The organism is Pseudoalteromonas ulvae UL12, assembly GCF_014925405.1.
Classification (GTDB): domain Bacteria; phylum Pseudomonadota; class Gammaproteobacteria; order Enterobacterales; family Alteromonadaceae; genus Pseudoalteromonas; species Pseudoalteromonas ulvae.
This window is the reverse complement of sequence record NZ_AQHJ01000026.1, coordinates 127,110-152,890: the sequence shown is the minus strand read 5'-3', so window position 1 is coordinate 152,890 and position 25,781 is coordinate 127,110. Positions and strand designations below refer to the sequence as shown.

22 protein-coding genes and 17 tRNA genes are annotated in these 25,781 nt (G+C 41.9%); 31 read left to right on the top strand and 8 right to left on the bottom strand.

Going from position 1 to position 25,781, the window contains the following annotated elements:
- Positions 1-25 precede the first annotated feature (25 nt).
- The 4 genes from purN to cmoA all read right to left on the bottom strand — a co-directional run bounded on the left by purN (position 26) and on the right by cmoA (position 3,625).
- Positions 26-670, bottom strand: coding sequence for a phosphoribosylglycinamide formyltransferase (purN, locus tag PULV_RS08050; RefSeq protein WP_086743585.1), 645 nt, complete (start codon positions 668-670; stop codon positions 26-28).
- Positions 671-1,720 (bottom strand): phosphoribosylformylglycinamidine cyclo-ligase, encoded by a 1,050-nt coding sequence (gene purM / locus PULV_RS08045; RefSeq protein ID WP_086743584.1) that lies wholly within the window; start codon positions 1,718-1,720, stop codon positions 671-673.
- Positions 1,721-1,920: 200 nt separating this feature from the next.
- The gene (cmoB, locus tag PULV_RS08040; RefSeq protein ID WP_086743583.1) at positions 1,921-2,889 is read right to left on the bottom strand and encodes a tRNA 5-methoxyuridine(34)/uridine 5-oxyacetic acid(34) synthase CmoB; all 969 of its coding nucleotides are present in this window, start codon (positions 2,887-2,889) and stop codon (positions 1,921-1,923) included.
- Between the two features lie 10 nt (positions 2,890-2,899).
- Positions 2,900-3,625 carry a carboxy-S-adenosyl-L-methionine synthase CmoA gene (gene cmoA / locus PULV_RS08035; RefSeq protein ID WP_086743582.1) on the bottom strand — a complete coding sequence of 242 codons (726 nt, stop codon included), beginning with the start codon at positions 3,623-3,625 and terminating at the stop codon, positions 2,900-2,902.
- Between the two features lie 142 nt (positions 3,626-3,767).
- Between cmoA and PULV_RS08030 the strand changes: the two genes are divergently transcribed.
- On the top strand, positions 3,768-4,448 hold the full coding sequence (locus PULV_RS08030) for a DUF3334 family protein (RefSeq protein WP_193331410.1): 681 nt from the start codon (positions 3,768-3,770) through the stop codon (positions 4,446-4,448).
- A gap of 29 nt (positions 4,449-4,477) precedes the next feature.
- Here PULV_RS08030 and PULV_RS08025 read toward each other — a convergent pair whose 3' ends face one another.
- Together PULV_RS08025 and PULV_RS08020 are read right to left on the bottom strand one after the other, a co-directional pair.
- On the bottom strand, positions 4,478-4,987 hold the full coding sequence (locus PULV_RS08025) for a M48 metallopeptidase family protein (RefSeq protein WP_086743580.1): 510 nt from the start codon (positions 4,985-4,987) through the stop codon (positions 4,478-4,480).
- A 55-nt stretch (positions 4,988-5,042) separates the two neighbouring features.
- On the bottom strand, positions 5,043-5,891 hold the full coding sequence (locus PULV_RS08020; RefSeq protein ID WP_086743579.1) for a DUF72 domain-containing protein: 849 nt from the start codon (positions 5,889-5,891) through the stop codon (positions 5,043-5,045).
- A 232-nt stretch (positions 5,892-6,123) separates the two neighbouring features.
- On the opposite strand from PULV_RS08020, the gene aspS reads away from it, so the two are divergent.
- The 28 genes from aspS (at position 6,124) to PULV_RS07880 (ending at position 19,536) form a co-directional block, all read left to right on the top strand.
- The gene (gene aspS / locus PULV_RS08015) at positions 6,124-7,887 is read left to right on the top strand and encodes an aspartate--tRNA ligase (protein WP_086743578.1); all 1,764 of its coding nucleotides are present in this window, start codon (positions 6,124-6,126) and stop codon (positions 7,885-7,887) included.
- 137 nt (positions 7,888-8,024) lie between these two features.
- Entirely contained in the window at positions 8,025-8,546 is a 522-nt protein-coding gene (ruvC, locus tag PULV_RS08010; RefSeq protein ID WP_086743577.1) for a crossover junction endodeoxyribonuclease RuvC, read from the top strand.
- Between the two features lie 7 nt (positions 8,547-8,553).
- Positions 8,554-9,171 carry a Holliday junction branch migration protein RuvA gene (ruvA, locus tag PULV_RS08005; protein ID WP_193331409.1) on the top strand — a complete coding sequence of 206 codons (618 nt, stop codon included), beginning with the start codon at positions 8,554-8,556 and terminating at the stop codon, positions 9,169-9,171.
- An 18-nt stretch (positions 9,172-9,189) separates the two neighbouring features.
- Positions 9,190-10,194 (top strand): Holliday junction branch migration DNA helicase RuvB, encoded by a 1,005-nt coding sequence (gene ruvB / locus PULV_RS08000; RefSeq protein ID WP_193331408.1) that lies wholly within the window; start codon positions 9,190-9,192, stop codon positions 10,192-10,194.
- Between the two features lie 706 nt (positions 10,195-10,900).
- Positions 10,901-11,593 (top strand): protein TolQ, encoded by a 693-nt coding sequence (gene tolQ, locus PULV_RS07995; RefSeq protein WP_193331407.1) that lies wholly within the window; start codon positions 10,901-10,903, stop codon positions 11,591-11,593.
- Positions 11,593-12,018: a protein TolR gene (gene tolR, locus PULV_RS07990; protein WP_086743573.1), complete on the top strand. Its 426-nt coding sequence runs from the start codon at positions 11,593-11,595 to the stop codon at positions 12,016-12,018. Before tolQ ends, tolR begins: the two co-directional genes overlap by 1 nt.
- Before the next feature lie 2 nt (positions 12,019-12,020).
- Positions 12,021-12,956, top strand: a complete 936-nt coding sequence (tolA, locus tag PULV_RS07985) for a cell envelope integrity protein TolA (RefSeq protein WP_193331406.1) — start codon at positions 12,021-12,023, stop codon at positions 12,954-12,956.
- 8 nt (positions 12,957-12,964) lie between these two features.
- Positions 12,965-14,320 carry a Tol-Pal system beta propeller repeat protein TolB gene (gene tolB / locus PULV_RS07980; protein ID WP_086743571.1) on the top strand — a complete coding sequence of 452 codons (1,356 nt, stop codon included), beginning with the start codon at positions 12,965-12,967 and terminating at the stop codon, positions 14,318-14,320.
- A 42-nt stretch (positions 14,321-14,362) separates the two neighbouring features.
- Positions 14,363-14,896 carry a peptidoglycan-associated lipoprotein Pal gene (gene pal / locus PULV_RS07975; protein ID WP_086743570.1) on the top strand — a complete coding sequence of 178 codons (534 nt, stop codon included), beginning with the start codon at positions 14,363-14,365 and terminating at the stop codon, positions 14,894-14,896.
- A gap of 17 nt (positions 14,897-14,913) precedes the next feature.
- Positions 14,914-15,660, top strand: a complete 747-nt coding sequence (ybgF, locus tag PULV_RS07970; protein WP_193331415.1) for a tol-pal system protein YbgF — start codon at positions 14,914-14,916, stop codon at positions 15,658-15,660.
- A gap of 203 nt (positions 15,661-15,863) precedes the next feature.
- A tRNA-Lys gene (locus PULV_RS07965) sits at positions 15,864-15,939 on the top strand.
- Between the two features lie 69 nt (positions 15,940-16,008).
- A tRNA-Lys gene (locus tag PULV_RS07960) sits at positions 16,009-16,084 on the top strand.
- A 69-nt stretch (positions 16,085-16,153) separates the two neighbouring features.
- Positions 16,154-16,229, top strand: a tRNA-Lys gene (locus PULV_RS07955).
- A 69-nt stretch (positions 16,230-16,298) separates the two neighbouring features.
- A tRNA-Lys gene (locus PULV_RS07950) sits at positions 16,299-16,374 on the top strand.
- 69 nt (positions 16,375-16,443) lie between these two features.
- Positions 16,444-16,519: transfer RNA gene (locus tag PULV_RS07945), tRNA-Lys, on the top strand.
- A gap of 69 nt (positions 16,520-16,588) precedes the next feature.
- Positions 16,589-16,664: transfer RNA gene (locus tag PULV_RS07940), tRNA-Lys, on the top strand.
- A gap of 69 nt (positions 16,665-16,733) precedes the next feature.
- Positions 16,734-16,809: transfer RNA gene (locus tag PULV_RS07935), tRNA-Lys, on the top strand.
- A 69-nt stretch (positions 16,810-16,878) separates the two neighbouring features.
- Positions 16,879-16,954, top strand: a tRNA-Lys gene (locus PULV_RS07930).
- Between the two features lie 69 nt (positions 16,955-17,023).
- Positions 17,024-17,099, top strand: a tRNA-Lys gene (locus PULV_RS07925).
- Between the two features lie 69 nt (positions 17,100-17,168).
- Positions 17,169-17,244: transfer RNA gene (locus PULV_RS07920), tRNA-Lys, on the top strand.
- A gap of 69 nt (positions 17,245-17,313) precedes the next feature.
- Positions 17,314-17,389: transfer RNA gene (locus tag PULV_RS07915), tRNA-Lys, on the top strand.
- A 69-nt stretch (positions 17,390-17,458) separates the two neighbouring features.
- Positions 17,459-17,534, top strand: a tRNA-Lys gene (locus PULV_RS07910).
- A gap of 69 nt (positions 17,535-17,603) precedes the next feature.
- Positions 17,604-17,679 (top strand) — tRNA-Lys (locus tag PULV_RS07905).
- A gap of 69 nt (positions 17,680-17,748) precedes the next feature.
- A tRNA-Lys gene (locus PULV_RS07900) sits at positions 17,749-17,824 on the top strand.
- Between the two features lie 69 nt (positions 17,825-17,893).
- Positions 17,894-17,969, top strand: a tRNA-Lys gene (locus PULV_RS07895).
- Positions 17,970-18,038: 69 nt separating this feature from the next.
- Positions 18,039-18,114: transfer RNA gene (locus PULV_RS07890), tRNA-Lys, on the top strand.
- 123 nt (positions 18,115-18,237) lie between these two features.
- Positions 18,238-19,290, top strand: a complete 1,053-nt coding sequence (nadA, locus tag PULV_RS07885) for a quinolinate synthase NadA (RefSeq protein WP_086743568.1) — start codon at positions 18,238-18,240, stop codon at positions 19,288-19,290.
- Positions 19,291-19,448: 158 nt separating this feature from the next.
- A tRNA-Ser gene (locus PULV_RS07880) sits at positions 19,449-19,536 on the top strand.
- A 49-nt stretch (positions 19,537-19,585) separates the two neighbouring features.
- On the opposite strand, the gene PULV_RS07875 is transcribed toward PULV_RS07880, so the two are convergent.
- The gene (locus PULV_RS07875; RefSeq protein ID WP_086742343.1) at positions 19,586-21,979 is read right to left on the bottom strand and encodes an EAL domain-containing protein; all 2,394 of its coding nucleotides are present in this window, start codon (positions 21,977-21,979) and stop codon (positions 19,586-19,588) included.
- Positions 21,980-22,179: 200 nt separating this feature from the next.
- Between PULV_RS07875 and pyrC the strand changes: the two genes are divergently transcribed.
- Positions 22,180-23,208, top strand: coding sequence for a dihydroorotase (gene pyrC, locus PULV_RS07870; RefSeq protein ID WP_086743172.1), 1,029 nt, complete (start codon positions 22,180-22,182; stop codon positions 23,206-23,208).
- Between the two features lie 109 nt (positions 23,209-23,317).
- Here pyrC and PULV_RS07865 read toward each other — a convergent pair whose 3' ends face one another.
- Positions 23,318-24,373, bottom strand: coding sequence for a phospholipase effector Tle1 domain-containing protein (locus PULV_RS07865; RefSeq protein ID WP_193331405.1), 1,056 nt, complete (start codon positions 24,371-24,373; stop codon positions 23,318-23,320).
- 241 nt (positions 24,374-24,614) lie between these two features.
- On the opposite strand from PULV_RS07865, the gene PULV_RS07860 reads away from it, so the two are divergent.
- Complete coding sequence (locus PULV_RS07860; protein ID WP_193331404.1) at positions 24,615-25,682, top strand: OmpA family protein; 1,068 nt, start codon at positions 24,615-24,617, stop codon at positions 25,680-25,682.
- The last annotated feature ends 99 nt before the right edge of the window (positions 25,683-25,781 follow it).

Sequence of the window (25,781 nt, the reverse complement as noted above, 5' to 3'; positions counted from 1 at the left end):
TAGAGAAAGAGCACTTTGATTGTTTTTAATTGTATTGCGCGCCTTCAGAAGGAAGTTCTTTGTTATCAAGAACAGCATAATGTGCTTCCATAGTTAGTCGTTGTTCACTGAACCACTTGACCACCAAAGGATAAATAATATGCTCTTGTTGATGAACGCGTTGCGCGAGTGTATCGGCTGTATCATTTGGAAGGATATCAACTTTGGCTTGTACTATGACAGGACCGCCATCTAATTCTTCTGTCACAAAATGCACACTTACACCGTGAACGCTGTCACCTGCATCAATCGCTCTTTGATGGGTATTCAGACCTTGATACTTAGGCAACAAAGAAGGATGAATGTTCAACATTTTTCCTTTAAATTTTTGCACTAAGCTTGGGGTTAGAATACGCATAAAACCAGCTAATACAACCAAATCTGGTGTAAAACTCTCAATTTTATTCATCAAAGCGGCATCATATGCATCCCGAGACTCAAATTCTTTATGATCAAGAGTCACGGTTGTGATGCCTGCTTTTTCTGCACGTTCCAGACCCAACACATTGGGTCTGTTACTGATCACAGCGCAAATATCGGCTTGGATATCACCCGCTTGAACCGCGTCGATGATGGCTTGTAAATTCGAGCCACTGCCCGAAATTAACACCACAATCCGAGTGCGGTTCATTTATTTAGCGCTCGTGATTTCAACTTGCTCTTCGCCAGCGGCTGCATCTTGGATTTCACCAATATGCCATGCATTTTCGCCAGCAGCTTTGAGGATGTCTAAGCTCTTCTCAACATCTGCAGCCGGAACAACGATGATCATACCGACACCACAGTTAAATGTGCGATACATTTCGTGAGTTTCGATGTTACCGTTTTCTTGTAACCAGTTGAAAACAGCAGGCCATTGCCAGCTATCGCCCTTGATAACAGCTTTTGCTGATTCAGGAAGTACACGCGGGATATTTTCCCAGAAGCCACCACCTGTGATGTGTGACAATGCGTGCGCATCAACTTGCTTTAGAAGCTCTAAGACGGGTTTAACATAAATACGAGTTGGCGTTAATAGGTGTTCACCTAGCGTTTTACCTTCAAACTCGGCATTAGTATCAGCGCCTGAAACTTCAAGTACTTTACGCACTAATGAGTAGCCATTCGAGTGAGGGCCACTAGATGCTAACGCAATGATTTGATCGCCCGCTGCGACTTTTGTACCGTCGATAATTTTTGATTTTTCAACAACACCAACACAGAAACCAGCCATGTCATAGTCTTCGCCTTCGTACATACCTGGCATTTCAGCAGTTTCACCACCGATTAATGCACAGTTTGAAAGCTCACAACCTGCGCCAATACCTGTCACAACATCTGCAGCAGTATCGACATCAAGTTTGCCCGTCGCATAATAATCAAGGAAAAACAGTGGTTCTGCACCTTGAACGATGAGGTCGTTGACACACATAGCAACAAGATCAATACCGACGGTATCGTGCTTTTTAAGGTCAATTGCAAGACGAAGTTTAGTACCAACACCATCAGTGCCGGCTACGAGTACGGGTTCTTTATAACCAGTTGGTAATTGACAAAGCGCGCCAAAACCACCAATTCCGCCCATAACTTCAGGACGTCTGGTTTTTTTTACAACGCCTTTAATGCGTTCAACCAGTGCGTTGCCTGCATCGATATCGACACCGGCGTCTTTATAACTTAGAGACTGTTTTTGTTCGCTCACAGAATTTCCTTAACAGTTGCATGTGGGTTGCATAGAAAACTGGCGCATTTTACATGAAATTCGCGGGTGCGGCTAGGACTAAACGGGAGGTAATCGGGGAATTTCCCTCAATCGGGTTGGCTTTTAATAAATGTGTCATAAAACGAAAAAGGTCATACCAGCGTATGACCTTATAACTGCACCAAGAAACCCTATTTTACTTAAACAGTTGCAATAAAAATTGCACGCAGTGGCGCGGGATACCCTTCGATGGTTTTAGTTGGATCGAGAGGATCAAGGAAATCACTTAAAGACTCAGTGGGCATCCATGATGTTTTACGTTGCTCGTCTAGTGAAGTGACATCTTTATTCACTACTTTGATATCTTTAAAGCCAACGCGTTCCATCCATAATTTAAGTGCATCACAGCTTGGGATATACCAAACATTACGCATTTTCGCATAACGGTCAGTAGGCATCAGAACGGCTTGTTCATCCCCTTCGATGACCAATGTTTCTAGGACTAACTCACCTCCTGGTTTGAGCTGGGCTTTAAGCTGAGCTAAGAAATCAATGGGCGAGCGACGATGATATAATACGCCCATAGAAAACACGGTATCAAAGGCTTTTAATTCTGGTAAGGCCTCGACTCCTAAGGGGAGTAAATGGACATTTGGATCAGGGTTATAGTGCTTGATTGCTTGGAATTGACATAAAAACAAGTCAGAAGGGTCAATACCAACAACAAATTTTGCCCCTGCGCCGCGCATGCGCCATAAATGGTAACCTGAACCACAGCCGATATCGAGTACCGTTTTATCCTGTAAAGGGGAGATATGCTCAACTAATCGATCCCATTTCCAATCGCTGCGCCATTCGGTATCAATTTCAACACCATGAAGTGTAAACGGCCCTTTTCTCCACGGCATTAAGCCTTTGAGTAGATGTACCATTTGCTTTTTTTGGCCATCAGAGAGCTCATCTTCGAAACCAAATTCGACTTTAGAAGTAATATTGATATGCGAAGTGGTGGATACGGGCAAATTTTTCAGTGCTTTTTGCCATTTAGGTAAATCACCGTGAGCGGCTTCTTTTTGCCAATGAGCTAATTGAGCAGGCAAGGTTTCTAGCCAAGCACTCAGCTGCGTTTCGGCAATTTGGCCGTAAAATTGATTAAACCAATTGTTCATATTGTCTCTTCTATTTAATCGCGATCATTGAGCAAAAGTTAAAGCATTGATACCACACTTGCGTTTGGCTAAAGCCTATTGATTGCAAACGGGTGAGATGTTGTTCCAGTGATTCTGGTCGCATCACGTTTTCGATAGCGGTGCGTTTTTGACTAATTTCTAATTCAGAATAGCCATTTGCTCGTTTAAAATCATGGTGCAAATCAATTAGTAATGAATCAGCTTGTTCGTCATTACCACGGAATTTTTCACTTAAAAGTAAAACGCCACCGGGCTTTAAACCTTGATATATGTTGCTCAGCAACGCTTGACGTTTTTCAAGAGGAATGAATTGTAAGGTAAAATTAAGTGCCACCACCGATGCATTTTCAATATTTGATTGCGTGATATCACCTAAGCGGATATCAACCGGGACCTGCGAGCGAAAGCCACTTAAATGGAGTTTACATCGTTCTACCATTGCAGCGGAATTATCAATTCCGATGATGGCGCAGTTCTCTTTATCAATATTACGGCGCATCGATAAGGTGACCGCACCTAATGAACAACCTAAGTCATACAAATTTGAGTTGTTTTGTGCAAATTGGCCGGCTAATTTACCCATTGTGCTGACAATGGTCGCGTATCCTGGCACTGAACGCTGGATCATATCAGGGAAAACTTCAACCACTTTGGCATCAAAAGTAAAATCTTCTACAGCCTGCGTGGTGGCATAAATGTTGTCTTTATTGCTCACGCTATTGTACCTATACATCAATAATTGGCGTATTTTACGCATTTTCATCGCATTCGTCAGTGTTAAATTGTCATGACGTTAAGTTCGGCAAAAATATTTATCACTTCTATACTAAGGATAAGTCTTTCTAAGAGTGAAAAAAATGACGAAAAATAAAGTAATTAGCACAGAAGCAATCTTATCGACATTATGTAATTCCGTGACGGAAGTTTTATCATCAGCCAGTGGCAATGAAATTGGTTACTCAGCAATGGTGCAAAAAATAACACGAACCTGTATGCGCCCAGATATTGGCTGTTTTGTGTTGTTTGATGGAGGATTTACCGGGTTGGTGATTACTAACTTTACATCACAAGCTGCGATGGAGATTTATGGTGATTATATGCGCAATATGGGAATGCCAGAATCTGAAATCGCCCATAGCCATTTATCGGATGATGTCTCTAATGTTATGGGAGAGCTCATGAATCAGATTGTAGGTGATTTTACTGGGAAAGTACGTTCGCAATTACACACCTCTATTACTCAAAATCAGCCAAAAATGATGGCGATTAATAAACAAGTACAAATCTCCGTTGATACCAATATGGATCGTCCTCAAGCACGGCGAGTGACGTTTACAACAGGCAATCAAAATATTTTTTATCTTGAACTGGCGATGGATAAAACCGAGTTCATTAAACTGCATGATTTTGACATCGTAGAAGATGAAGATCCCGATACCATTATTGCAGCAACAAAAAAACAGCAAGAAAGTAAATCTGCTAAAGCGGCTGAGCCAACAGATCTCGATGATGATTTTATGGCTGATTTAGGACTGTAAATATCGATGTTTTGGGCGCAGGATGCGCCTTACTTTTCATATAACCCTTCAAAAAACTCACATTGGTAGATAAACAAACGTAAATCAAGCTCCAGTTGATGATATTCAGGCAGCATATGCTCACATAAATTATAAAATGCTTTGTTATGATCTTTTTCTTTAAAGTGGGCTAATTCATGCACCACTAAAACTTTTAATAACGGCTCAGGTGCATTTTTTAGCTGCATTGCGATGGCTATTTCATGGCTACTTTTGAGTTTACCGCCATGATTTTTACTGCTGAAGGTGTGGGTTCCTAAGGCATTTTTGACCAGATCTTTTTGTTTTTTATACAGTGCTTTATTAATCACAGGTGTATTTTTTAAATAGCGCTGCTTTAGCTCATTTGTATAGTGAAACAATGCTTTATCAGAAATAATCTGATGGGGGCTTGGGTACTTATTTAACAAATAATGCTTTAGCTTTCCTTGTGTGATCAGTTGACTAACTTGCTGCTGAATAGCCGGTGGATAACCTAAAAAGTACTGCTTTTCACTCATTCATTTTGCCCCTTATTAAAATGAAAGTTTACCAAATCTAGTCTCAAAAGTAGCGCTAAAAAAGACTGTTTTGCTGCATTTGTTTTTCGGCCGGAAAAGGCTCCAAAACAGGGTGAGATTGCTGCAGATCGCGCATAAATTGTCTGGCCAGTAAGGGGGAATCGTGATTGTCAGCGGTATGAAAAAAAACATACGGTGACTTACCTTCATCGAGCCAGAGTTTAATTTTGCTCAACCAAGGGCGATAAAAAGCACGATTATTTTCCAGTTCACTGCAGCCGACAAAGCGGATAATCGGAGTGTTGGCCGTACTAATGACATGCAGTGGCACTCGGGGCTTCTTTTGCTGTGCATCAATAATCGCGGCGGTTGTGGCGGCTTCATTAAATAGCGGGCGAGTGTCCATCATCACACGATCAACGTTATGCTGCATAAGCAATTGATTGAGGTATTTTTCATTATCATCTTTTTTGAAAAAATCTAAGTGCCGGACTTCCACACTGAGTTGCAACTGCTCAGGTACTTGCTGCAAAAAATTTTCGAGCAAAGGCAAATGATAAGGAGAAAACTGACTGGGCAGTTGTAGCATGACACTGCCAATTTGTGCAAATAACGGGCTGAATAAGTGACACCATTTCGCAAAATCTGCGTCAATATGCTGCAAGGCCGACTCATGAGAAATTCGCTTTGGCACTTTAAAGGTAAAACGAAAATCAGGGCCAACGGCATCGAGCCAGCGGGTTAAGGTTTCAGGGCTAGGATCAGCATAAAAACTTGTATTCCCCTCAACGGAATTAAATATTTGGCTGTATTGATGCAGCATGTCGGCATTTTTACAATCAGCACTGAAAAATCGACCTCGCCAGTGTGCCGAGCCCCATTGTGGACAGCCTAGATAAAGCATAACAATTTACTCACAGAACAAATAAATGGAAATAATAACAAAGGCGTCACTGCTAGGCGATGAATCTGTCCCTTGGCTATCAAAAAACCGCAGTGATTAAAAATAATTGGTGAGATTGTACATCCCGTGATGACATTAACTGTGATTTTTATATAATTGGCGATTAATTTGTTAAATGAATCGAGTTTCCTCGCCAAAAATTTAGGCTTGAGGTGACATACACAGGATAAATATGCGCTCTATATATTGCGGACAGCTAAATAATACACATGTAGAACAAACGGTTGAGCTTTGTGGTTGGATCAACAAACGCCGCGACTTAGGTGGCCTTATTTTTATCGATTTACGTGACCGTGAAGGGTTAGTCCAAGTTGTGTTTGACCCTGAAGTTGCGGGCTTAATGGATATTGCCAATCAATTACGTAATGAATTTTGTGTCAAAGTAACTGGTATTGTGCGCGCACGTCCACAAAGCCAAATCAATAGCGATATGGCCACAGGTGAAGTTGAAATTTTAGGCCAAGGACTTGAAATTATTAATCGTTCTGAGCCGTTACCACTTGATTTCAATCAGCAAAACTCTGAGGAAATGCGTTTAAAATATCGCTATTTAGACCTACGTCGTTTAGAAATGAGTGATCGCATTAAGCTTCGTGCAAAAGCAAGTAGTTTTGTGCGTCGTTTCTTAGATGAACAGGGCTTTTTAGATATTGAAACGCCGGTATTAACAAAAGCCACGCCAGAAGGCGCACGCGATTACCTTGTGCCAAGCCGTGTTCATAAAGGCAGTTTTTACGCATTACCGCAATCACCGCAGTTATTTAAGCAATTGTTGATGATGTCTGGTTTTGATCGCTACTACCAAATTGTTAAATGTTTCCGCGATGAAGATTTACGCGCTGATCGCCAACCTGAATTTACTCAGATAGATATTGAAACCTCGTTCATGACATCAAATCAAGTGCGTGAGGTAACAGAAAAACTCGTCCGTGATATGTGGCAATCGTTACTTGAAGTCGATCTTGGCGACTTCCCTGTGATGCCGTATGCAGAAGCGATGACTCGTTTTGGTTCAGACAAACCTGATTTACGTAATCCAATGGAACTGATAGACGTTGCTGACTTAATGAAAGACGTTGAATTTAATGTCTTTTCAGGCCCAGCAAATGACGAGAAAGGGCGTGTTGCTGTTTTAACAGTTCCGGGTGGAGCTGTGCTTTCGCGCAAACAACTTGATGATTACACTAAGTTTATCGGCATCTATGGTGCAAAAGGCTTAGCTTGGATGAAAATCAACGATCCGGCACAAGGTGCTGAAGGTGTGCAATCACCTGTTGCTAAATTTCTATCAGTAGAGATTATCGAACAGCTGCTTGTACGCACACAAGCCAAAGCCGGTGACATCATTTTATTCGGCGCAGATAAGAAAAATGTTGTGAACGAAGCAATGGGAGCCTTGCGTTTGAAGATAGGTTTAGACCTTGAATTAACCGATTTAAATGCGTGGGCGCCACTTTGGGTTGTTGATTTCCCAATGTTTGAAGAAGATGACGAAGGCACATTACATGCTGTTCACCATCCATTTACGGCACCAAAAGGGATTTCAGCCGCTGAATTAGAAGCCGCCCCAGCCGGTGCGATTTCAGATGCCTATGACATGGTGCTCAATGGTTATGAAGTCGGTGGTGGTTCGGTTCGTATTTATAATGGTGATATGCAAGAAGCAGCATTTCGTATTTTAGGTATTGATGCGAAAGAACAACAAGATAAGTTTGGCTTCTTACTGGATGCTCTAAAATATGGTACGCCGCCACATGCTGGATTAGCATTTGGATTAGATCGCCTTGTGATGTTGTTATGTGGCACTGAGAATATCCGCGATGTCATTGCATTCCCTAAAACAACACAAGCCAGTTGTTTATTAACGAATGCACCAAGCAAAGCGAATCCAGACTCGTTAACTGAGCTGGCCATTGCAGTGAAAGAAAAAGAGTAAAAATACTCATTGCTAAAAGCGGCCAATGGCCGCTTTTTTTATCACTATAAAAACTCAGTAAACTTAAAATGCACTGGTAATTTATACAGTTGTCAGGCATGATGGCAACATAAAATCACAATGCTATGAGGCACTGTTTGGCCATTATATTAGGGATCGATCCCGGTTCTCGTTTAACTGGTTATGGTCTAGTTGAGTTTCAAGGCGCAAAATATACGTATGTTGCCAGTGGTTGTATTCGTTTAGGTGAAAAACCTTTAGCAGAACGACTCAAGATGATTTTTTTGGGTGTGAGCCAAATTATCGAGCAATACCAGCCTGATACATTTGCAATTGAACAAGTGTTTATGGCTCATAATCCTGATTCAGCGTTAAAATTAGGCCAGGCTCGTGGGGCTGCAATTGTCGCTGCAACCATGAGTGATTTGATGGTTAGCGAATATTCAGCACGGCAAGTAAAGCAAGCGGTTGTGGGTAACGGTGGTGCGGATAAAAAACAAGTGCAGCATATGGTTAAAACTTTGCTTGCTTTGCCTAGTATGCCACAAGCTGATGCCGCCGATGCGCTGGCAATCGCGATGTGTCATGGCCACTCGGAACAAAATTTAATAAAACTTGCCGGAAAAGCGAAAAAAACAGTACGTGGCAGATTAAGGTAACACAATAATGATTGGACGATTAAGCGGGCTACTAATTGAAAAACAGCCACCGCAAATTCTACTTGATGTAAACGGTGTAGGGTATGAAATCAGTTTACCTATGACGTGTTTTTATCACTTACCCAAAGAAGGTGAACAAGCAACCTTATATACCCACTTTGTTGTACGTGAGGATGCGCAGTTATTATTTGGCTTCAACCATAAGTCCGAACGAGCGTTGTTTCGTGAGCTGTTAAAAGCCAATGGGGTCGGGCCTAAACTCGGTTTGGCTATTTTATCAGGCATGTCTGCAGAGCAATTTGTGCAATGTGTACTTAATGAAGATGCCACAACCTTAGTGAAATTACCGGGTGTTGGTAAAAAAACAGCTGAGCGACTTGTCCTTGAAATGAAAGATCGTCTTAAAGATTGGGGCATGGATCTTTTCAGTGACTCGAGTAAAGAGCTGGTGCTAGAAATGCAATCAACCCCAGCAAGTCAAGATAATGCACAGGATGATGCCATTGCAGCTCTGGTTGCCTTAGGGTATAAACAAGCTCAAGCAGAAAAGACTGTCAAAGCGTTGCGTGCACCGGGCAAAACCTCAGAGGTTCTGATCCGCGAAGCATTGAAATCGATGCTGTAAACTGAACAAGAGAATCCCATGATAGAAGCTGATCGTTTAATTGCTCCCAGTGAATTAGCCAATGAAGATACCATTGATAGGGCGATACGCCCTAAAATGTTGGCGGACTACACCGGTCAACCTCATGTAAAAGGTCAAATGGAGATTTTTATTCAAGCAGCTAATTCTCGGGAAGAGGCGCTTGATCACTTGTTAATATTTGGCCCTCCAGGATTAGGTAAAACCACCTTAGCCAACATTGTTGCCAATGAGTTAGGTGTGAGCATTAAAACGACTTCAGGTCCTGTGCTCGAAAAAGCGGGCGATTTAGCCGCGATGTTGACAAACTTAGAGCCTCATGATGTGTTGTTTATTGATGAAATCCATCGGCTCAGCCCTCACATTGAAGAAATACTGTATCCAGCCATGGAAGATTATCAATTGGATATCATGATTGGTGAAGGCCCAGCTGCACGGTCAATTAAACTCGACTTACCGCCTTTTACCCTGATTGGTGCAACAACGCGTGCTGGTTCACTCACATCGCCTCTTCGTGATCGTTTTGGTATTGTCCAGCGTTTAGAGTTTTACTCAGTGGCTGATTTATCCAGTATTGTTAAACGCTCTGCTCAATATTTGAATTTAAAAATGGATGAAGAAGGCGCTATAGAGATCGCAAAGCGATCACGTGGGACACCGCGTATTGCTAACCGGTTATTGCGTCGTGTCCGTGATTATGCACAAGTAAAAGCCGATGGTGATGTCAATCAAGAAGTCGCGAGCTTGGCACTTGACATGGTTGATGTAGACAAGCACGGTTTTGATTTTATGGATCGTAAATATCTCTTAGCAATTATCGAAAAGTTTATGGGTGGTCCCGTTGGGCTTGATAACATTGCCGCAGCAATCGGGGAAGAGCGCGAGACAATAGAGGATGTACTCGAGCCTTATTTAATCCAACAGGGCTTTATTCAGCGAACACCACGTGGGCGCATTGTATCTGATCGTGCTTTCGCCCACTTTGGTTTATCAAAATCAGAGTAATATTATCAAACAGTGAAAAGAGTCGTTTTTAACGGCTTTTTTTTATGCAAAAATGATAGGCAAAAAAAAGCCCGCATAATAATGCGGGCAAAACAACAAGTTGAAGGAAGTATCCAGGGAACATTAAATGTCTGACGTTTAATGTAGAGTAAAATGAAAAATCAGAATCACTTTACTAGTAACTGTTTAAGAACAAGTGTTCGTTCAGTACAAGGCGGATAATACAGATGGTCGTGACCGTAATCAAACTAGAAAAATTTAATTTTGACATTAGTTTTTTTTATGTGAGTGTTTTTTTATTTTGTTTATTGTTGATTAATATTTAATCACTTCGCTTCAATGGTGCTGATTTTTATAGATAAATCTTATTATAAAAAGCCACAGCCTAATTAGATTTAGTATTGTGAATAATCGATAAGGCTGTGGTTTTGGTCGCTTATTCATTTAATGTGCATAAAGTTCGTGTTTTATGATGTTTTTCTAAATATTTATGATAACTTAAATCGATAACAAAAAAGTCACTGTAATTTCAGTCAAAAAAGCGTCATTCGTCTTGTAAGCCATTGTCAGCACCTCATTCGCTAGTTACACTAGAGCGCACAAAAAGGCTGGCGAATTTAATTCATTCCTGTTGAACTTTATCGCATTCATTATAACTAAGTAGCCAATTAACAAAGAAAACTACACATATTTGGAGAATAAAGTAGTGGGATCAGAAATGTCATTTATCGATTTAATTTTAAAGGCCAGTTTTTTAGTTCAGTTAGTGATGTTGATGTTAGTGGCGATGTCAGTGATTTCGTGGACCATGATTTTCCAGCGCCATAAAGCATTGAAGCATGCCCAAATTCAAGCAAAAAAGTTTGAAGATAAATTCTGGTCAGGCACTGACTTAAGCAAAATTTACACTGAACTTTCTGCTCGTGCGCAAACTCCTGATGGGTTGGAGTCTTTATTCTGTTCTGGATTCAAAGAGTTTGCCCGTTTATCTAAAAGCAATCTGACAGCTGCTGGGACAATAATGGACGGTACTCACCGAGCAATGCGAGTTGCACTATCACGTGAAATCGAAAAATTAGAGTCGAGTCTGTCTTTTTTAGCGACTGTTGGCTCAATTAGCCCCTATATCGGATTATTTGGGACTGTTTGGGGGATCATGAATGCCTTTATTGCACTTGGCCAAGTCAAGCAAGCAACATTACAAATGGTGGCACCTGGTATCGCTGAAGCACTTATCGCAACCGCCATTGGTTTATTTGCAGCAATCCCAGCTGTTATTGCGTACAACCGTTTTGCTCATAAAGTAGAAAAACTTGAATCAAGCTACGGAAATTTTATGGAAGAGTTCTCAAATATCTTACACCGTCAAGCTGTTGCGCAAAATGAGGCGAAAGCGTAATGTACCACCGTAAAAAACGCCGCCCAGTGTCGGAAATTAACGTCGTACCATATATTGATGTGATGCTAGTTTTGTTGATTATTTTTATGGCGACAGCCCCTTTGATTACACATGGTGTTAAAGTTGAATTACCAAAAATGGAGCAGTCAGAGCTTGTAGAGAGCGATGGCTCGCCACCGATTGTGGTTTCTATCAATGCACAAGGTCAGTATTTTGCCAGTATTGGGATTGACCCTGAAACTCCGATGGATGCCATCGATATTGCGGCGCAAGTCAAACTTGCGTTGGATAAAGATCCAAAAACACCTGTAATGCTCAAAGGTGATGGCCGAGTATCGTATCAAGAAGTTTTATTATTAATGGATTTTTTGAAAAAAGCAGGTGTGCCGTCTGTGGGCTTAATGACTGAATCATTCGAGGAGTAAACGTGGTTTTTAAAGAAGTACTCCCATCACTCGCAAAATCTTCTGTGTTGCATGTGGCTATTGTCGTGGTCTTAGTATTAAGTGCGAGTTTCCCTGCACCTGAGCCTCGTGTTTTAGAGGTGCAATTAAATTCACCTGTAACTCCTGATAATAAGCAAGCTGTTGAAGCAATTTCAGTTGATCAGCAAGCGGTTGCAAAACGCATTGAAGAGTTAAAAAATAAAGATGCAGAACAAAAACGTCAAGAGCAAAAGCGGATCAGCGATCTTGAAAAGCGTGCGAGTGATGCAAAAAAACAACGCGAAGCGGAAGCGCGTCGCATTAAAAAGCTTGAGCAACAGCGTAAGCAAAAAGAGTTAGAAAAGCAAAAAGCCGACAAAGCAGCGGCTGATGCGAAGAAAAAACAACAATCTGAACAACGTAAAGCTAAAGAAGCCGAGGAAGCAAAAAAACAATCTGAGCAGGCGGCTAAAAATGCCCTCGCTGAGCGTAGAAAGCAAGAAGAAGCGCTGAAAAAAGCTGAGGCTGAACGCGTAGCGAAAGAACAAGCAGCCAAAGCAGAAGCTGAGCGAAAACGGTTACAAGCGCAGCAAGAGCAAATGATGCAAGAGCAATTGGCACAAGAGCAGGCTGCACGTAATCGAGCGCGCCAACAGCAAGTATTAACTGAAGTTGAAAAGTACCAAGCAATGATCCAAGCGCGTATTCAGCAAAATTTATTGCAAGATGAGAAAATGAAAGGCAAACAGTGTAAGGTCAATATCCGTCTTGCATCATCAGGATTTGTCACGAAAGTTGAGTCGCTTGGTGGTGATAAATTGGTTTGCGAAGCGGTCATTCGCGCTATTCGCATGGCTGACACGTTACCCGTTTCAAAAGATAAAGATGTATTTGAGCAGCTTAAAAATATTAATTTAACATTTAAACCTGAGCTATAAGAGGTCGTATGTTTAACCGTTTAAAGAATGTCGCAGTTTTTGCGTTACTGTTTTCAAGTTTACAGGCGTTTGCCGCACTTGAAATTTTCATTACTGAAGGTGTTAATTCCGCAAGGCCGATTGGTGTTGTGCCTTTTAAGTACATTGGTACTGGAGAAATGCCAAGCCGTATCTCTGAGGTGGTTGCCGCGGATTTACGCAGAAGTGGAAAATTTAATCCTATCGCTGCTATTAATATGCCCCAGCGTCCATCAAAAGATAGTGAAGTGGATTATGGTGCTTGGGCTGCCGAAGGGATTGAAGCGGTCGTTGTTGGTACGGTTGAGCAACAAAGTGGCGATCGTTATTTGATTAGTTATGAGTTAATTGATGTGTTGCGCGGTCAATTAACCGGTGGTCAAACACAAATGTTAACTAACGGAAAGTTAGTGAATAACCAAGATCATGTGTTAGATGCACGTCAAACTGTCATTACAGGAGATAGCTTTCGTCGTTATGGTCATCGAATCAGTGATGTTGTTTATGAGTCATTGACCGGTGAGCGTGGTGCGTTTTTAACTAAAGTTGCCTATGTGATTGTCCGAGATGACGAACCAATGCCTTATCAATTAGTTGTCGCTGATTATGATGGTTACAATGAACAAGTATTATTGCGCTCAAAAGAGCCTCTTATGTCGCCAGATTGGTCACCAGATGGTACGAAGTTAGCGTATGTGACCTTTGAAAATCGTCAAAGCCAAATTTATATCCAAGATATTTATACTGGTAAACGTGAGCGTCTTACTTCTCACCGTGGTATCAATGGAGCCCCGAGATTTTCGCCTGATGGCAAAAAATTAGCGTTAGTTTTGTCTAAAGATAAAGGCGGAGCGACTGAAGTTTATGTGATGGATCTCAAAACTCGTCAAGAGAGACGCGTTACTCGCCATCGTAGCATTGACACAGAACCTAGTTGGCACCCAAACAGTCAGGAAATTGTTTTTACATCCGAAAGGGGTGGTAATGCTCAGATTTATAGCGTAAATTTAGCTACTGGAAAAACGCGTAGGTTGACTTTTAATGGTGATATGAACCTTGCAGGTTCAATAACGCCTGATGGAAAAGACCTAATTATGGTAAATCGTACTCAGGGTCGTTACCATATTGCGAAAAAAGAACTCAAGACAGGCGATTTTCAAGTACTCACGCGAACTCGACTGGATGAATCACCGAGCATAGCACCAAATGGCTCGATGATAATTTATAGTACTTTACACGATAATAAGCAGGTCCTGGCTCTTGTTTCAATGGATGGACGTTTTAAAGCGCGTCTTCCTGTTGCAAACGGACAGGTTAAAGCACCAGCTTGGTCGCCATTTTTATAATAATAGGTACTGGTTTCATTTTTAATAAAGGAATCTAACTCAATGCAACTTAATAAAATTTTAAAAGGTCTGCTAATTGCAGTGCCAGTAATGACATTAGCAGCGTGTAGCTCATCATCAAATGTTGATGAAGGTGCTGTACAGCAAGAGCAAACAAATCAAGTCGAACAAACAGAAAATGTTCAAGTTGAAACAATTGCGCGTGAGAAAACAGCTGAAGAGAAATTACGTGAAAAATATGAAGCGCTTCGTCAAGAGCAAATCATTTACTTCGATTTTGACAAAGCAACAGTGAGTGGTCAGTATGCTGAGTTACTTCAAGCTCATGCTGATTTCTTAGTAAATAACTCATCAGTTAAAGTACTGATCGAAGGTCATGCCGATGAGCGTGGCACACCAGAGTACAATATTGCGCTTGGTGAGCGTCGTGGTGACGCGGTTGCAACTTACCTACAAAGTTTAGGTGTGTCAGCAAGCCAAATTTCAGTTGTTAGTTACGGTGAAGAAAAACCACTCGTTAAATCTCGCACAGAAGATGCATTCGCTAAAAACCGTCGTGCGGTTTTAGTTTACTAATAGATAAGAAAGCGATGATGAAGCCAAAAATTATTTTGGCGGCTATTCTTTTGAGCGGGAGCACCCAAGTTTGGGCTGCTCCCGCTCCTGTTTCTGATATTGCAAATAGTCCAAGCGATATTGAAACACGCTTAGCCGCTCTGGAAAACATGATTAAATCACGCAACTTATTACAAGTTGAGTTACAACAACAATTTCAAATCTTGCAAGATGAAGTGAACCAGTTACGTGGCACTACTGAAGAGCAAGGCTATAAAATAGAGAAAATGCTACAGCGTCAGCGTGAGCTGTATCAAGAGATTGAAGAACGGGTCTCTAGTGCATACAGTCAGCCGACTAGTGTCTCACCAGAGGCAGTGGATAGCGCAGCATCACCCATTAGTAGTAATTTGTCTGAAAATGATGCGTATGACCGTGCCGTTCAGATGATCATGCAAGATAAACGCTATGAGCAAGCGATTCCGCAGTTCCAAGCATTTCTGGGTCAATACCCAGATTCAGTGTATGTGCCCAATGCGCATTATTGGTTAGGCCAATTATTATCAATGAAAAGTGATGACGATACGGCTAAAACTCATTTTGCCGCTGTTGTTGAACAGTTCCCTAATTCAAATAAGCGCCCAGATGCGATGTTGAAGCTGGCAACTGTCCATCAAAAGCAAAATAACATTCCTGAAGCGAAAAAAATTCTGCAAAGTTTAATCGAACAATACCCTGATTCAACGGCAGCAAAACTCGCAATTGATCGGATAGCAAAACTGTAAAAAGCAATTTTAGACTGCTTTTTAGTTAAAGCGGTCTAAAATTAGTCAACCAAGTGTAAAAACTAAAGAAAAATGGATTTTTAGGTTGCACTCAATATTTAAATAAGTATTATAAGCGCCCGCAGCCGCTAGTTAGTTACCTAACGAATGACTGTGTCAGTTTAAGGCTTAATAAACTTAAATTTAAATAGAAACAGTCGAGCGGGTCATTAGCTCAGTTGGTAGAGCAGTGGACTTTTAATCCATTGGTCGATGGTTCAAGTCCATCATGACCCACCACGTTTTTAGTTACGTATTTAACTAAGCAACCGAACGCTTTCATCGGGATATAAATAGAAACAGTCGAGCGGGTCATTAGCTCAGTTGGTAGAGCAGTGGACTTTTAATCCATTGGTCGATGGTTCAAGTCCATCATGACCCACCACGTTTTTAGTTACGTATTTAACTAAGCAACCGAACGCTTTCATCGGGATATAAATAGAAACAGTCGAGCGGGTCATTAGCTCAGTTGGTAGAGCAGTGGACTTTTAATCCATTGGTCGATGGTTCAAGTCCATCATGACCCACCACGTTTTTAGTTACGTATTTAACTAAGCAACCGAACGCTTTCATCGGGATATAAATAGAAACAGTCGAGCGGGTCATTAGCTCAGTTGGTAGAGCAGTGGACTTTTAATCCATTGGTCGATGGTTCAAGTCCATCATGACCCACCACGTTTTTAGTTACGTATTTAACTAAGCAACCGAACGCTTTCATCGGGATATAAATAGAAACAGTCGAGCGGGTCATTAGCTCAGTTGGTAGAGCAGTGGACTTTTAATCCATTGGTCGATGGTTCAAGTCCATCATGACCCACCACGTTTTTAGTTACGTATTTAACTAAGCAACCGAACGCTTTCATCGGGATATAAATAGAAACAGTCGAGCGGGTCATTAGCTCAGTTGGTAGAGCAGTGGACTTTTAATCCATTGGTCGATGGTTCAAGTCCATCATGACCCACCACGTTTTTAGTTACGTATTTAACTAAGCAACCGAACGCTTTCATCGGGATATAAATAGAAACAGTCGAGCGGGTCATTAGCTCAGTTGGTAGAGCAGTGGACTTTTAATCCATTGGTCGATGGTTCAAGTCCATCATGACCCACCACGTTTTTAGTTACGTATTTAACTAAGCAACCGAACGCTTTCATCGGGATATAAATAGAAACAGTCGAGCGGGTCATTAGCTCAGTTGGTAGAGCAGTGGACTTTTAATCCATTGGTCGATGGTTCAAGTCCATCATGACCCACCACGTTTTTAGTTACGTATTTAACTAAGAAACCGAGTGCTTTCATCGGGATATAAATAGAAACAATCGAGCGGGTCATTAGCTCAGTTGGTAGAGCAGTGGACTTTTAATCCATTGGTCGATGGTTCAAGTCCATCATGACCCACCACGTTTTTAGTTACGTATTTAACTAAGCAACCGAACGCTTTCATCGGGATATAAATAGAAACAATCGAGCGGGTCATTAGCTCAGTTGGTAGAGCAGTGGACTTTTAATCCATTGGTCGATGGTTCAAGTCCATCATGACCCACCACGTTTTTAGTTACGTATTTAACTAAGCAGCCGAACGCTTTCATCGGGATATAAATAGAAACAGTCGAGCGGGTCATTAGCTCAGTTGGTAGAGCAGTGGACTTTTAATCCATTGGTCGATGGTTCAAGTCCATCATGACCCACCACGTTTTTAGTTACGTACTTAACTAAGCAGCCGAACGCTTTCATCGGGATATAAACAGAAACAATCGAGCGGGTCATTAGCTCAGTTGGTAGAGCAGTGGACTTTTAATCCATTGGTCGATGGTTCAAGTCCATCATGACCCACCACGTTTTTAGTTACGTATTTAACTAAGCAGCCGAACGCTTTCATCGGGATATAAATAGAAACAATCGAGCGGGTCATTAGCTCAGTTGGTAGAGCAGTGGACTTTTAATCCATTGGTCGATGGTTCAAGTCCATCATGACCCACCACGTTTTTAGTTACGTATTTAACTAAGCAGCCGAACGCTTTCATCGGGATATAAATAGAAACAATCGAGCGGGTCATTAGCTCAGTTGGTAGAGCAGTGGACTTTTAATCCATTGGTCGATGGTTCAAGTCCATCATGACCCACCACGTTTTTAGTTACGTATTTAACTAAGCAGCCGAACGCTTTCATCGGGATATAAATAGAAACAATCGAGCGGGTCATTAGCTCAGTTGGTAGAGCAGTGGACTTTTAATCCATTGGTCGATGGTTCAAGTCCATCATGACCCACCACGTTTTTAGTTACGTATTTAACTAAGCAGCCGAACGCTTTCATCGGGATATAAATAGAAACAATCGAGCGGGTCATTAGCTCAGTTGGTAGAGCAGTGGACTTTTAATCCATTGGTCGATGGTTCAAGTCCATCATGACCCACCACTCCTAAATAGCTTCTATTTGATTTTCAATCATTATTCATACTTTTGCCACAATACTGTCTTTTACACTCAGTTTTACGTATAATTCGCAGCAATTTTTAATGTGGACTTTGTGGTCGAGAAAATGAGTCTAGCTGAACAGATTATGCCTGAGGATTATATTTTTCCTCCTAAACCAATGCCTTTAAATGAAGATGAAAAAGCGGCTTATAAAGCGCGTATCAAGCAATTACTGATAGATAAAAATGCAGTACTTGTTGCTCATTACTATACCGATCCTGAAATTCAAGCCTTAGCTGAAGAAACCGGTGGTTGCGTAGCAGACTCACTTGAAATGGCACGCTTTGGTAGCAAGCACCCTGCTAAAACAATTGTTGTGGCCGGTGTGCGCTTTATGGGTGAAACAGCCAAAATACTCACTCCTGAAAAAACAGTTGTGATGCCAACACTTGAAGCAACTTGCTCACTTGATGTGGGATGTCCAATCGAAGAGTTTTCCGCTTTTTGTGATCAACACCCAGACCGTAAAGTGGTGGTGTATGCCAATACGTCAACTGCCGTTAAAGCGCGTGCAGATTGGATCGTGACGTCAAGCTGCGCCCTCGAAATAGTGGAGCATTTGGATGAACTAGGTGAGAAAATCATTTGGGGACCTGACAAACATTTAGGTGCCTATATCCAAAAAAATACGGGCGCTGACATGATCATGTGGAATGGCGCATGCATTGTTCATGATGAATTCAAAACCAAAGCGCTCAAAGATATGAAAGCGCTTCATCCAGATGCGGGTGTGCTCGTTCATCCTGAGTCACCGCAAGAGATTGTTGATTTAGCCGATGCAGTCGGCTCAACAAGCCAGCTAATAAAAGCCGCGCAAACAATGGATAACCAAAAGTTCATCGTGGCCACTGATCGCGGTATTTTTTATAAAATGCAGCAACTATGCCCAGATAAAGAGTTCTTTGCTGCTCCTACCGCTGGTGAAGGCGCAACGTGTAAAACATGTGCGCATTGTCCTTGGATGGCGATGAATGGCCTCAAAGCGATTGAAGAAGCATTAACACAGCCGCAAGGCCGAGAAGTGTTTGTTGATATGGACTTACGTGAAGGGGCACTACGTTCGCTCAATCGCATGTTAGATTTTGCAGCCACTATCACCTTAGCTAAAAATGGCTAAAATAGTCTAAGCGTCTAATTAATCATCAGTTAAACGCCAATTGGCAGAAAAGCCTTGCAGCGTTTAACACGATTGAATACTATACGCAGCGCATTGGCGCTCAATGCAGTAAAGTGTTTCTTTACAACATACTGAATAAATAATATCAGTGTAAGCGAGGTGAGGTGTCCGAGTGGCCGAAGGAGCACGCCTGGAAAGTGTGTATACGGAAACGTATCGAGGGTTCGAATCCCTCCCTCACCGCCATTATTTGAAAAAAGCGACGTCAGTCGCTTTTTTTGTGCCTGCTGTTTACCTATTTGTGCTCGTTAAGATATAAAATGGCTTCCGCTGCAGGCATGGGTTTGGCAACTAAGAAGCCTTGTCCGTAATCACAGTTGGTTTGCTTCAGCACATCTAATTGGCTTTGTTGCTCTATTCCCTCTGCAACCACATCCAGTTCGAGCGATACTGCCAATGTCAGTATTGCTTCGACTAATGGATTGTTTTTGCCATCTTTTAAATTATCGATAAAGCTTTTATCAATCTTGAGTACGTGGATCGGGAGTTGGTGTAAATAACCCAATGCCGAATAACCAGTGCCAAAATCATCCAAACAGAGTTTGACTTGATGTGGTGCTAACCCTTCGATAATTTTTGTTGCTAAGCTTAAATTTGCGATTAAGCCTGACTCGGTGATCTCGATACATAAACTACCGGGTTTAAGTTGATAACTTTGATACAAATTATCAATAAAACTCACAAAATCGAGATTAGCAAAATGCCGTGAAGAAACATTAACAGTGATCCTAAACGGAGTCTTTATCGTCTTTTGCCAGCACTGCAACTGTTTGGCAGCTTGTTCGAGGAGGTGTAAGTCCAGCTGCATAATCAAACCGCTATCTTCAGCAACAGGTATAAAACTATCAGGAGTGACAAAACCTTTATCTGGGTGATGCCAGCGCACGAGCGCTTCAAACGCTGCTACACTGCCATCGGCGATTCGAAAAATGGGCTGATAGTAGAGCTCAAATTCGTTGTGTTGAATGGCGCGTTGGATATCGGTTTCGAGCAATGCTGCGCCTTTGAGTTTTTGCCGCATCGATTCACTAAAAAATTGTACTTGACCTCGGCCTAATGACTTAGCTTCGTACATCGCCGCATCAGCGCGCTGTAAAATTTTGTACGCGACATCAGTTTCATGGCACGCAAATGCAACGCCGATACTGGTTGAACCTTGTAGCAAATTACCATCAATCTCGATGGGATCTTCAAGCGCTTTTTGAATGCGTTTCACTAAGCTTTCAACTTCATGGGTTGATTGAATATCTTCAACTAAAATAGCGAATTCATCACCCCCTAATCGGGCTAAGGTATCTATTTGTCGGATACAGCTTTGAATAATGGCGCATATTTCGATTAAAAATTTATCACCCACTTGGTGACCAAGGGTATCATTGATTATCTTGAATCGATCAAAGTCTAAGTAAAGTAATGCGTGCATACTGTGATTAGACTGCCTTGAAAACCGACTAATCGCTTGATTAAACCGATCGATTAATAAAGCACGATTAGCCAGGCCAGTTAATTCATCATGCATCACTTTGTGCTCTAAGCTTTGTCGGGCGAGCTCTCGGTTAATAGCTAAGCTAATTTGTCGACTAATGTAGGTGAGAATATCTAAATCGTGCTGGGTATATTGATATTGCTCATCATAACTTTGTACCACCACAATGCCGTTGTAGGCATTGTTGACTTCAAATGGCACCCCAAGCCACGAGTGGGGCAATCCGCCAACCAGTTCGAAATGCCCTTGCTCAATATGAGAGAGGTAATCCGCTTGATTGAGCAACATGGAACGATTGGATTTGATCAAATACACAGAGGCCGTGTTGCTAAATTGCTTAGTATTGAAGCGTTTTTGTGCAGTATTGCGCACGCCTGCTTCAACAATATAAGGAATTTCTAAAATACCGGTTTTTTTCTCATATAGGGCAATAAACAAGTTTTGTGCATTAATGAGCGACTTAACGATGTGGTGCAAGTCTTGATAAAAAAGATCAACGTCTGCAGATTCGTATGTGAGGCTGGCTATTTGTAGCATGCCTTTTTCGAGAGTTTGCGCTTGATTGAGCTGTTGCACAGTTTGCTTCAAATCAATCAGAGTGTGGCACTGGTTGATTTTTGCACTGAGCATAGATGCCACTGTAGTCAAAATTTCTAAGTGCTCATCTGTAAAATAATGTGTAAGTGGGTGCTCACAATCAATTACACCTAAGACCTGATGATTGTAGATTAGCGGAACACATAACTCAGACAATGCAGGGCGAGAGTCGGCTAAATAACGCGGATCATTGGAGACATCATCAATCAATAAGGGCAGACCTGTTTTTGCAACATAGCCTGTGATCCCCGCATTAAGCGGAATTTGCTGCTGCGCGATAATGTAGTCTTCATCGGCCGATTTATCACCTCTTGCCGCTACTTGCGTCAATACTTGACGTGAGTAATCACACAAATAAATAACGCAGTCGACAAAGCCTAATTGGCTGACCACTTCGGTGGTGACATAATGAAAAAGCTCATCGAGTTCATTGATTTCTATCAGCGATAGCGAAAAACGATTGATAATACTTAATTGCTGGCTTTTTTGCTGTAGCTCGGGCAAGTCGTTTGATATCGCGGCAGAAACGATGGGTTTTTTATGCATGAAAAAAGCCAAAAGAACACGTCAGTAATTGAAAAGGTACTATAAAAAGTGGTGTTTGACGACTCAAATTAGACAATCGGCCCCGTTGCGAGGCCGCACAGGTTAAAAATCCGAAATTTGAAAGCTAATTGAGTAATCCACTTTACAGGTTAGCCGTCTATGAATATGATCGTCTAAATTTCGCAATGGAAAATAAAGCAATGACAAGTATTACGATTACCCGCCCTGATGATTGGCACATTCATTTAAGAGATGGCGAACAACTTAATGATACGGTTCGCGATGTCAGCCGCTACATGGGCAGAGCGATTATCATGCCAAATCTTGTCCCTCCAGTGACCAATACTGAACTGGCACTTGCTTACCGTGAACGAATTTTAGCCCAGCAGCCGCAAGGCAACTTCAAACCGTTAATGGTGTTGTATTTAACAGATAAAACAAGCCCAGAAGAAATCAAAAAAGCCCATGCAACAGGACACGTGTTTGCAGCCAAGCTTTACCCTGCTGGTGCAACCACCAATTCAGACTCGGGCGTGACTTCTATTGAAAATATGGCACCTGTGTTTGCTGCAATGGAAGAAGTGGGCATGTTATTGCTTGTGCATGGCGAAGTGACTGATTCAAGTATTGATATTTTTGACCGTGAGAAAATCTTTATTGAAACTAAGCTCAAAAAGCTAGTGAGTGACTTCCCAACATTAAAAGTTGTGCTTGAGCATATCACCACGGCCGACGCGGTGGCGTTTGTAAATGAAGCTGGAGACAATATTGCTGCGACCATCACGGCACATCATTTATTGTATAACCGTAATCACATGTTAGCCGGTGGGATCCGTCCACACTTTTACTGCTTACCGATTTTAAAACGCAATATTCACCAAGATGCATTAGTGAAAGCTGCAACGAGTGGCTCTAAAAAGTTCTTTTTAGGCACTGATTCGGCTCCACATATGAAAGACAAAAAAGAAGCGGCTTGTGGTTGTGCAGGTTCATACACAGCACATGCGGCCATTGAACTTTACGCTGAAGCGTTTGAACTGGCAGGGGCATTAGATAAACTCGAAGCGTTTGCCAGCCATAATGGCCCTGATTTTTATAATTTACCGCGCAACTCAGATACCATTACATTAGAAAAAGCCAGTTGGAATGTGCCCGAGTTTTATCCGCTAGGAGGCGATAAAGTGGTTCCTATTCGTGCTGGCGAAACAATTGAGTGGCAAGTTAAGTAACAGTCACCTTAATTGTAAGCTTAAAAAAGGCGTGTATTTTTGATACACGCTTTTTTTTGCTCTGACATTTGAATAGGCGCCGCTTGTTAACTCAGTTGGTTCTCTATGTTCAACACTGATTGTTTCGAGGCAAACGCAAATCGGCAATCCCCGTTTTGACATCAGATAACTCGCCGCTGGGCAAATAAATTTGATACGTTTGATTGCGAAGTGATACTGGTCGATAAGCGGTGACCGAATTGATGCGTTCGAGCACACTGTGATGAATGATAGGGATTAGATCAGTCGCAGGAAGATCATTGTTATGCACACAGAGTTGGCGCGGTGCTAATGTTTGACGCGCCATCTTTTGAGAGCGTTGCAAATCATGAAGTACACCATCAATCAAAGGCACAATATCAATATCGTCTGCACCGATAGACAGCCCATGATCATCATTTAACTGGCTAAAGTCGATATCGTTGGGTTGTAAAAACTCCAAGCCAGCGAGATAGGCTTGTTGCATCATAAATGAAAGGGTGATGTCTGAGAGGCCATCGAACCAAAACCCACCACCGATGTCAGAATGCGCCCCGGCAAACCACACCTCAAGTACATTTTCTGATTGATTAAATAAAGTAGGCTGAAAAGCGAGGCGTCGTTCATCTAATGCAACAAGGTGGACAGCATGGCGCACGTTATCACTTAATGAGCCATTTTCGAACACCACATCGCTGGCAGGGCGAGTCGTCGCATTAAGATCGGTGAGTCCGATGGCTGCAACAGTATCGAACACGCCCAAAAACGCGACATGGTGAGATATAGACGCGGCAAATCGTCTCGCTAACGCTGCGCCTCGGCTAAAACCAAAGATGAACACTTCGACATCTTGTTCTGCATATAATGCGAGGTCTTGCTGCGCTTGTGCCAAGATGGTTTTTACGTCTGCAAATTCAGGTGCAAACACTGAGTTAAAGGCTCTGCTTAACCAAGAGCCATAGGTGCCAACGCCCGAATAATAAAAACTGGTTTGCGGTTGCTCATTTGCGGCGCTCGGATTGTTTAAATCGCCAGCTAACAGTAAATGTAATTTAACAATATTGGTAATGCTGGTATCTGAGACATAATCCTCGTTATCGGCAGGGTGGTTACAGGTGCCATCAAAGCAAAATATAAGCTTTTTCATTGTGTCCTCTCCTTGGAATTTCTAAGCCTCGAGTCTATCTTAAAGTAGAAATAGGAACAAGCGAGCGCGTCTAGCCGAGGAAAAATCAATTATTTTCGTGGTGATTAAAAATTAAACATCTAACTTGATGTTAATTCATTGATTTATTTTAGTGATTGCCTTGTTATTGTCATTTGGTTTCTCTAAAATGCAGCCATCGGAAATAAGCATTACTTTTACCTCCTACAGGGATTATTTATTCATGTCTAAATTATCGACCGCGTTGACACTAGCGACCTCTGTCTTAAGTACTTGTCTTTTCTCTTCGTCAGTATTTGCTGCTGACGCAAACAATGAGGAAGGGTTTAATTTTAAAGATTGGTATATCGGTGGTGAGTTTGGCCGCAAACGTCAAGATGATTTATGTAATCCGGCTTTCATTAGCTGCGATAGCAGTGATAGCGCTTGGAGTGTGTTTTCAGGTTATGAATTCACGCAAAACCTCGCATTAGAGTTTGGTTATACTGATTTAGGTGACTACAGCACCACTTCATTGCTAAATACGATGCAAAATAAAGCCGTTACTAGTATGCGTGGTTATGAGCTTGCTGGTGTGGTTAATCTTCCAGTTACTGAACATGTCAATATTTTCACTAAATTAGGTGCTATGTATTATGACGGTGAAGAACGCAGCATTGCCGGTTCATTTGACGATAAAGGCTGGGCTGGTTTATTTGGCCTAGGTTTAAGCTATGACTTTACACCAAGCTTGCAAGCACGTGCTGAATATAACTTTATCCACGACTTAGGCGACAGAGAATTCGCTGGCGATCATGGTCACCTGACTACACTAGGTTTAGTGTATCGCTTTGGTAAAAACCAAGCATCAGCACCGGTTAAATCTGCACCAGTAGTTGAAGAAGCAATCGTAGAAGAAACGGTCGTCGAAGAAGTTGTCGCAGAGCCAGTTGTTGTTGCACCTGTGGTTGTTGAAGCAGTTCAAGCACACGCATTATTTGATTTTGATAAGTCAGAAGTAAAAGTAACGGCTGAGTTAGCACAAGTTGCGGCGCACCTTGTTAACTACCCACAAGCAAATGCAGCCTTAATGGGCTTTACAGATAGCTTAGGCTCTAACGAATATAATGAAAAGCTAGCACTTCGCCGTGCTAATGCAGTTGCAGCTTACCTTATCAGTCAAGGTGTATCTGAGTCACAACTGAGCATCAAGCCTGTCGGTGAAACAGAAAAATTTGGTGATAATACGATTCTAAGTGAGCGTTTTAAAAACCGCCGCGTTAGTATCGAAATTGCAGAATTTAATAAATAAGTCGATGATTAACGACTTTAAGAGCCTCGCTTAATGCGGGGCTTTTTTATAGGTGTTTTAAAGATCTAATTTCGGTGGTGATATGTGCGAGATACAAAG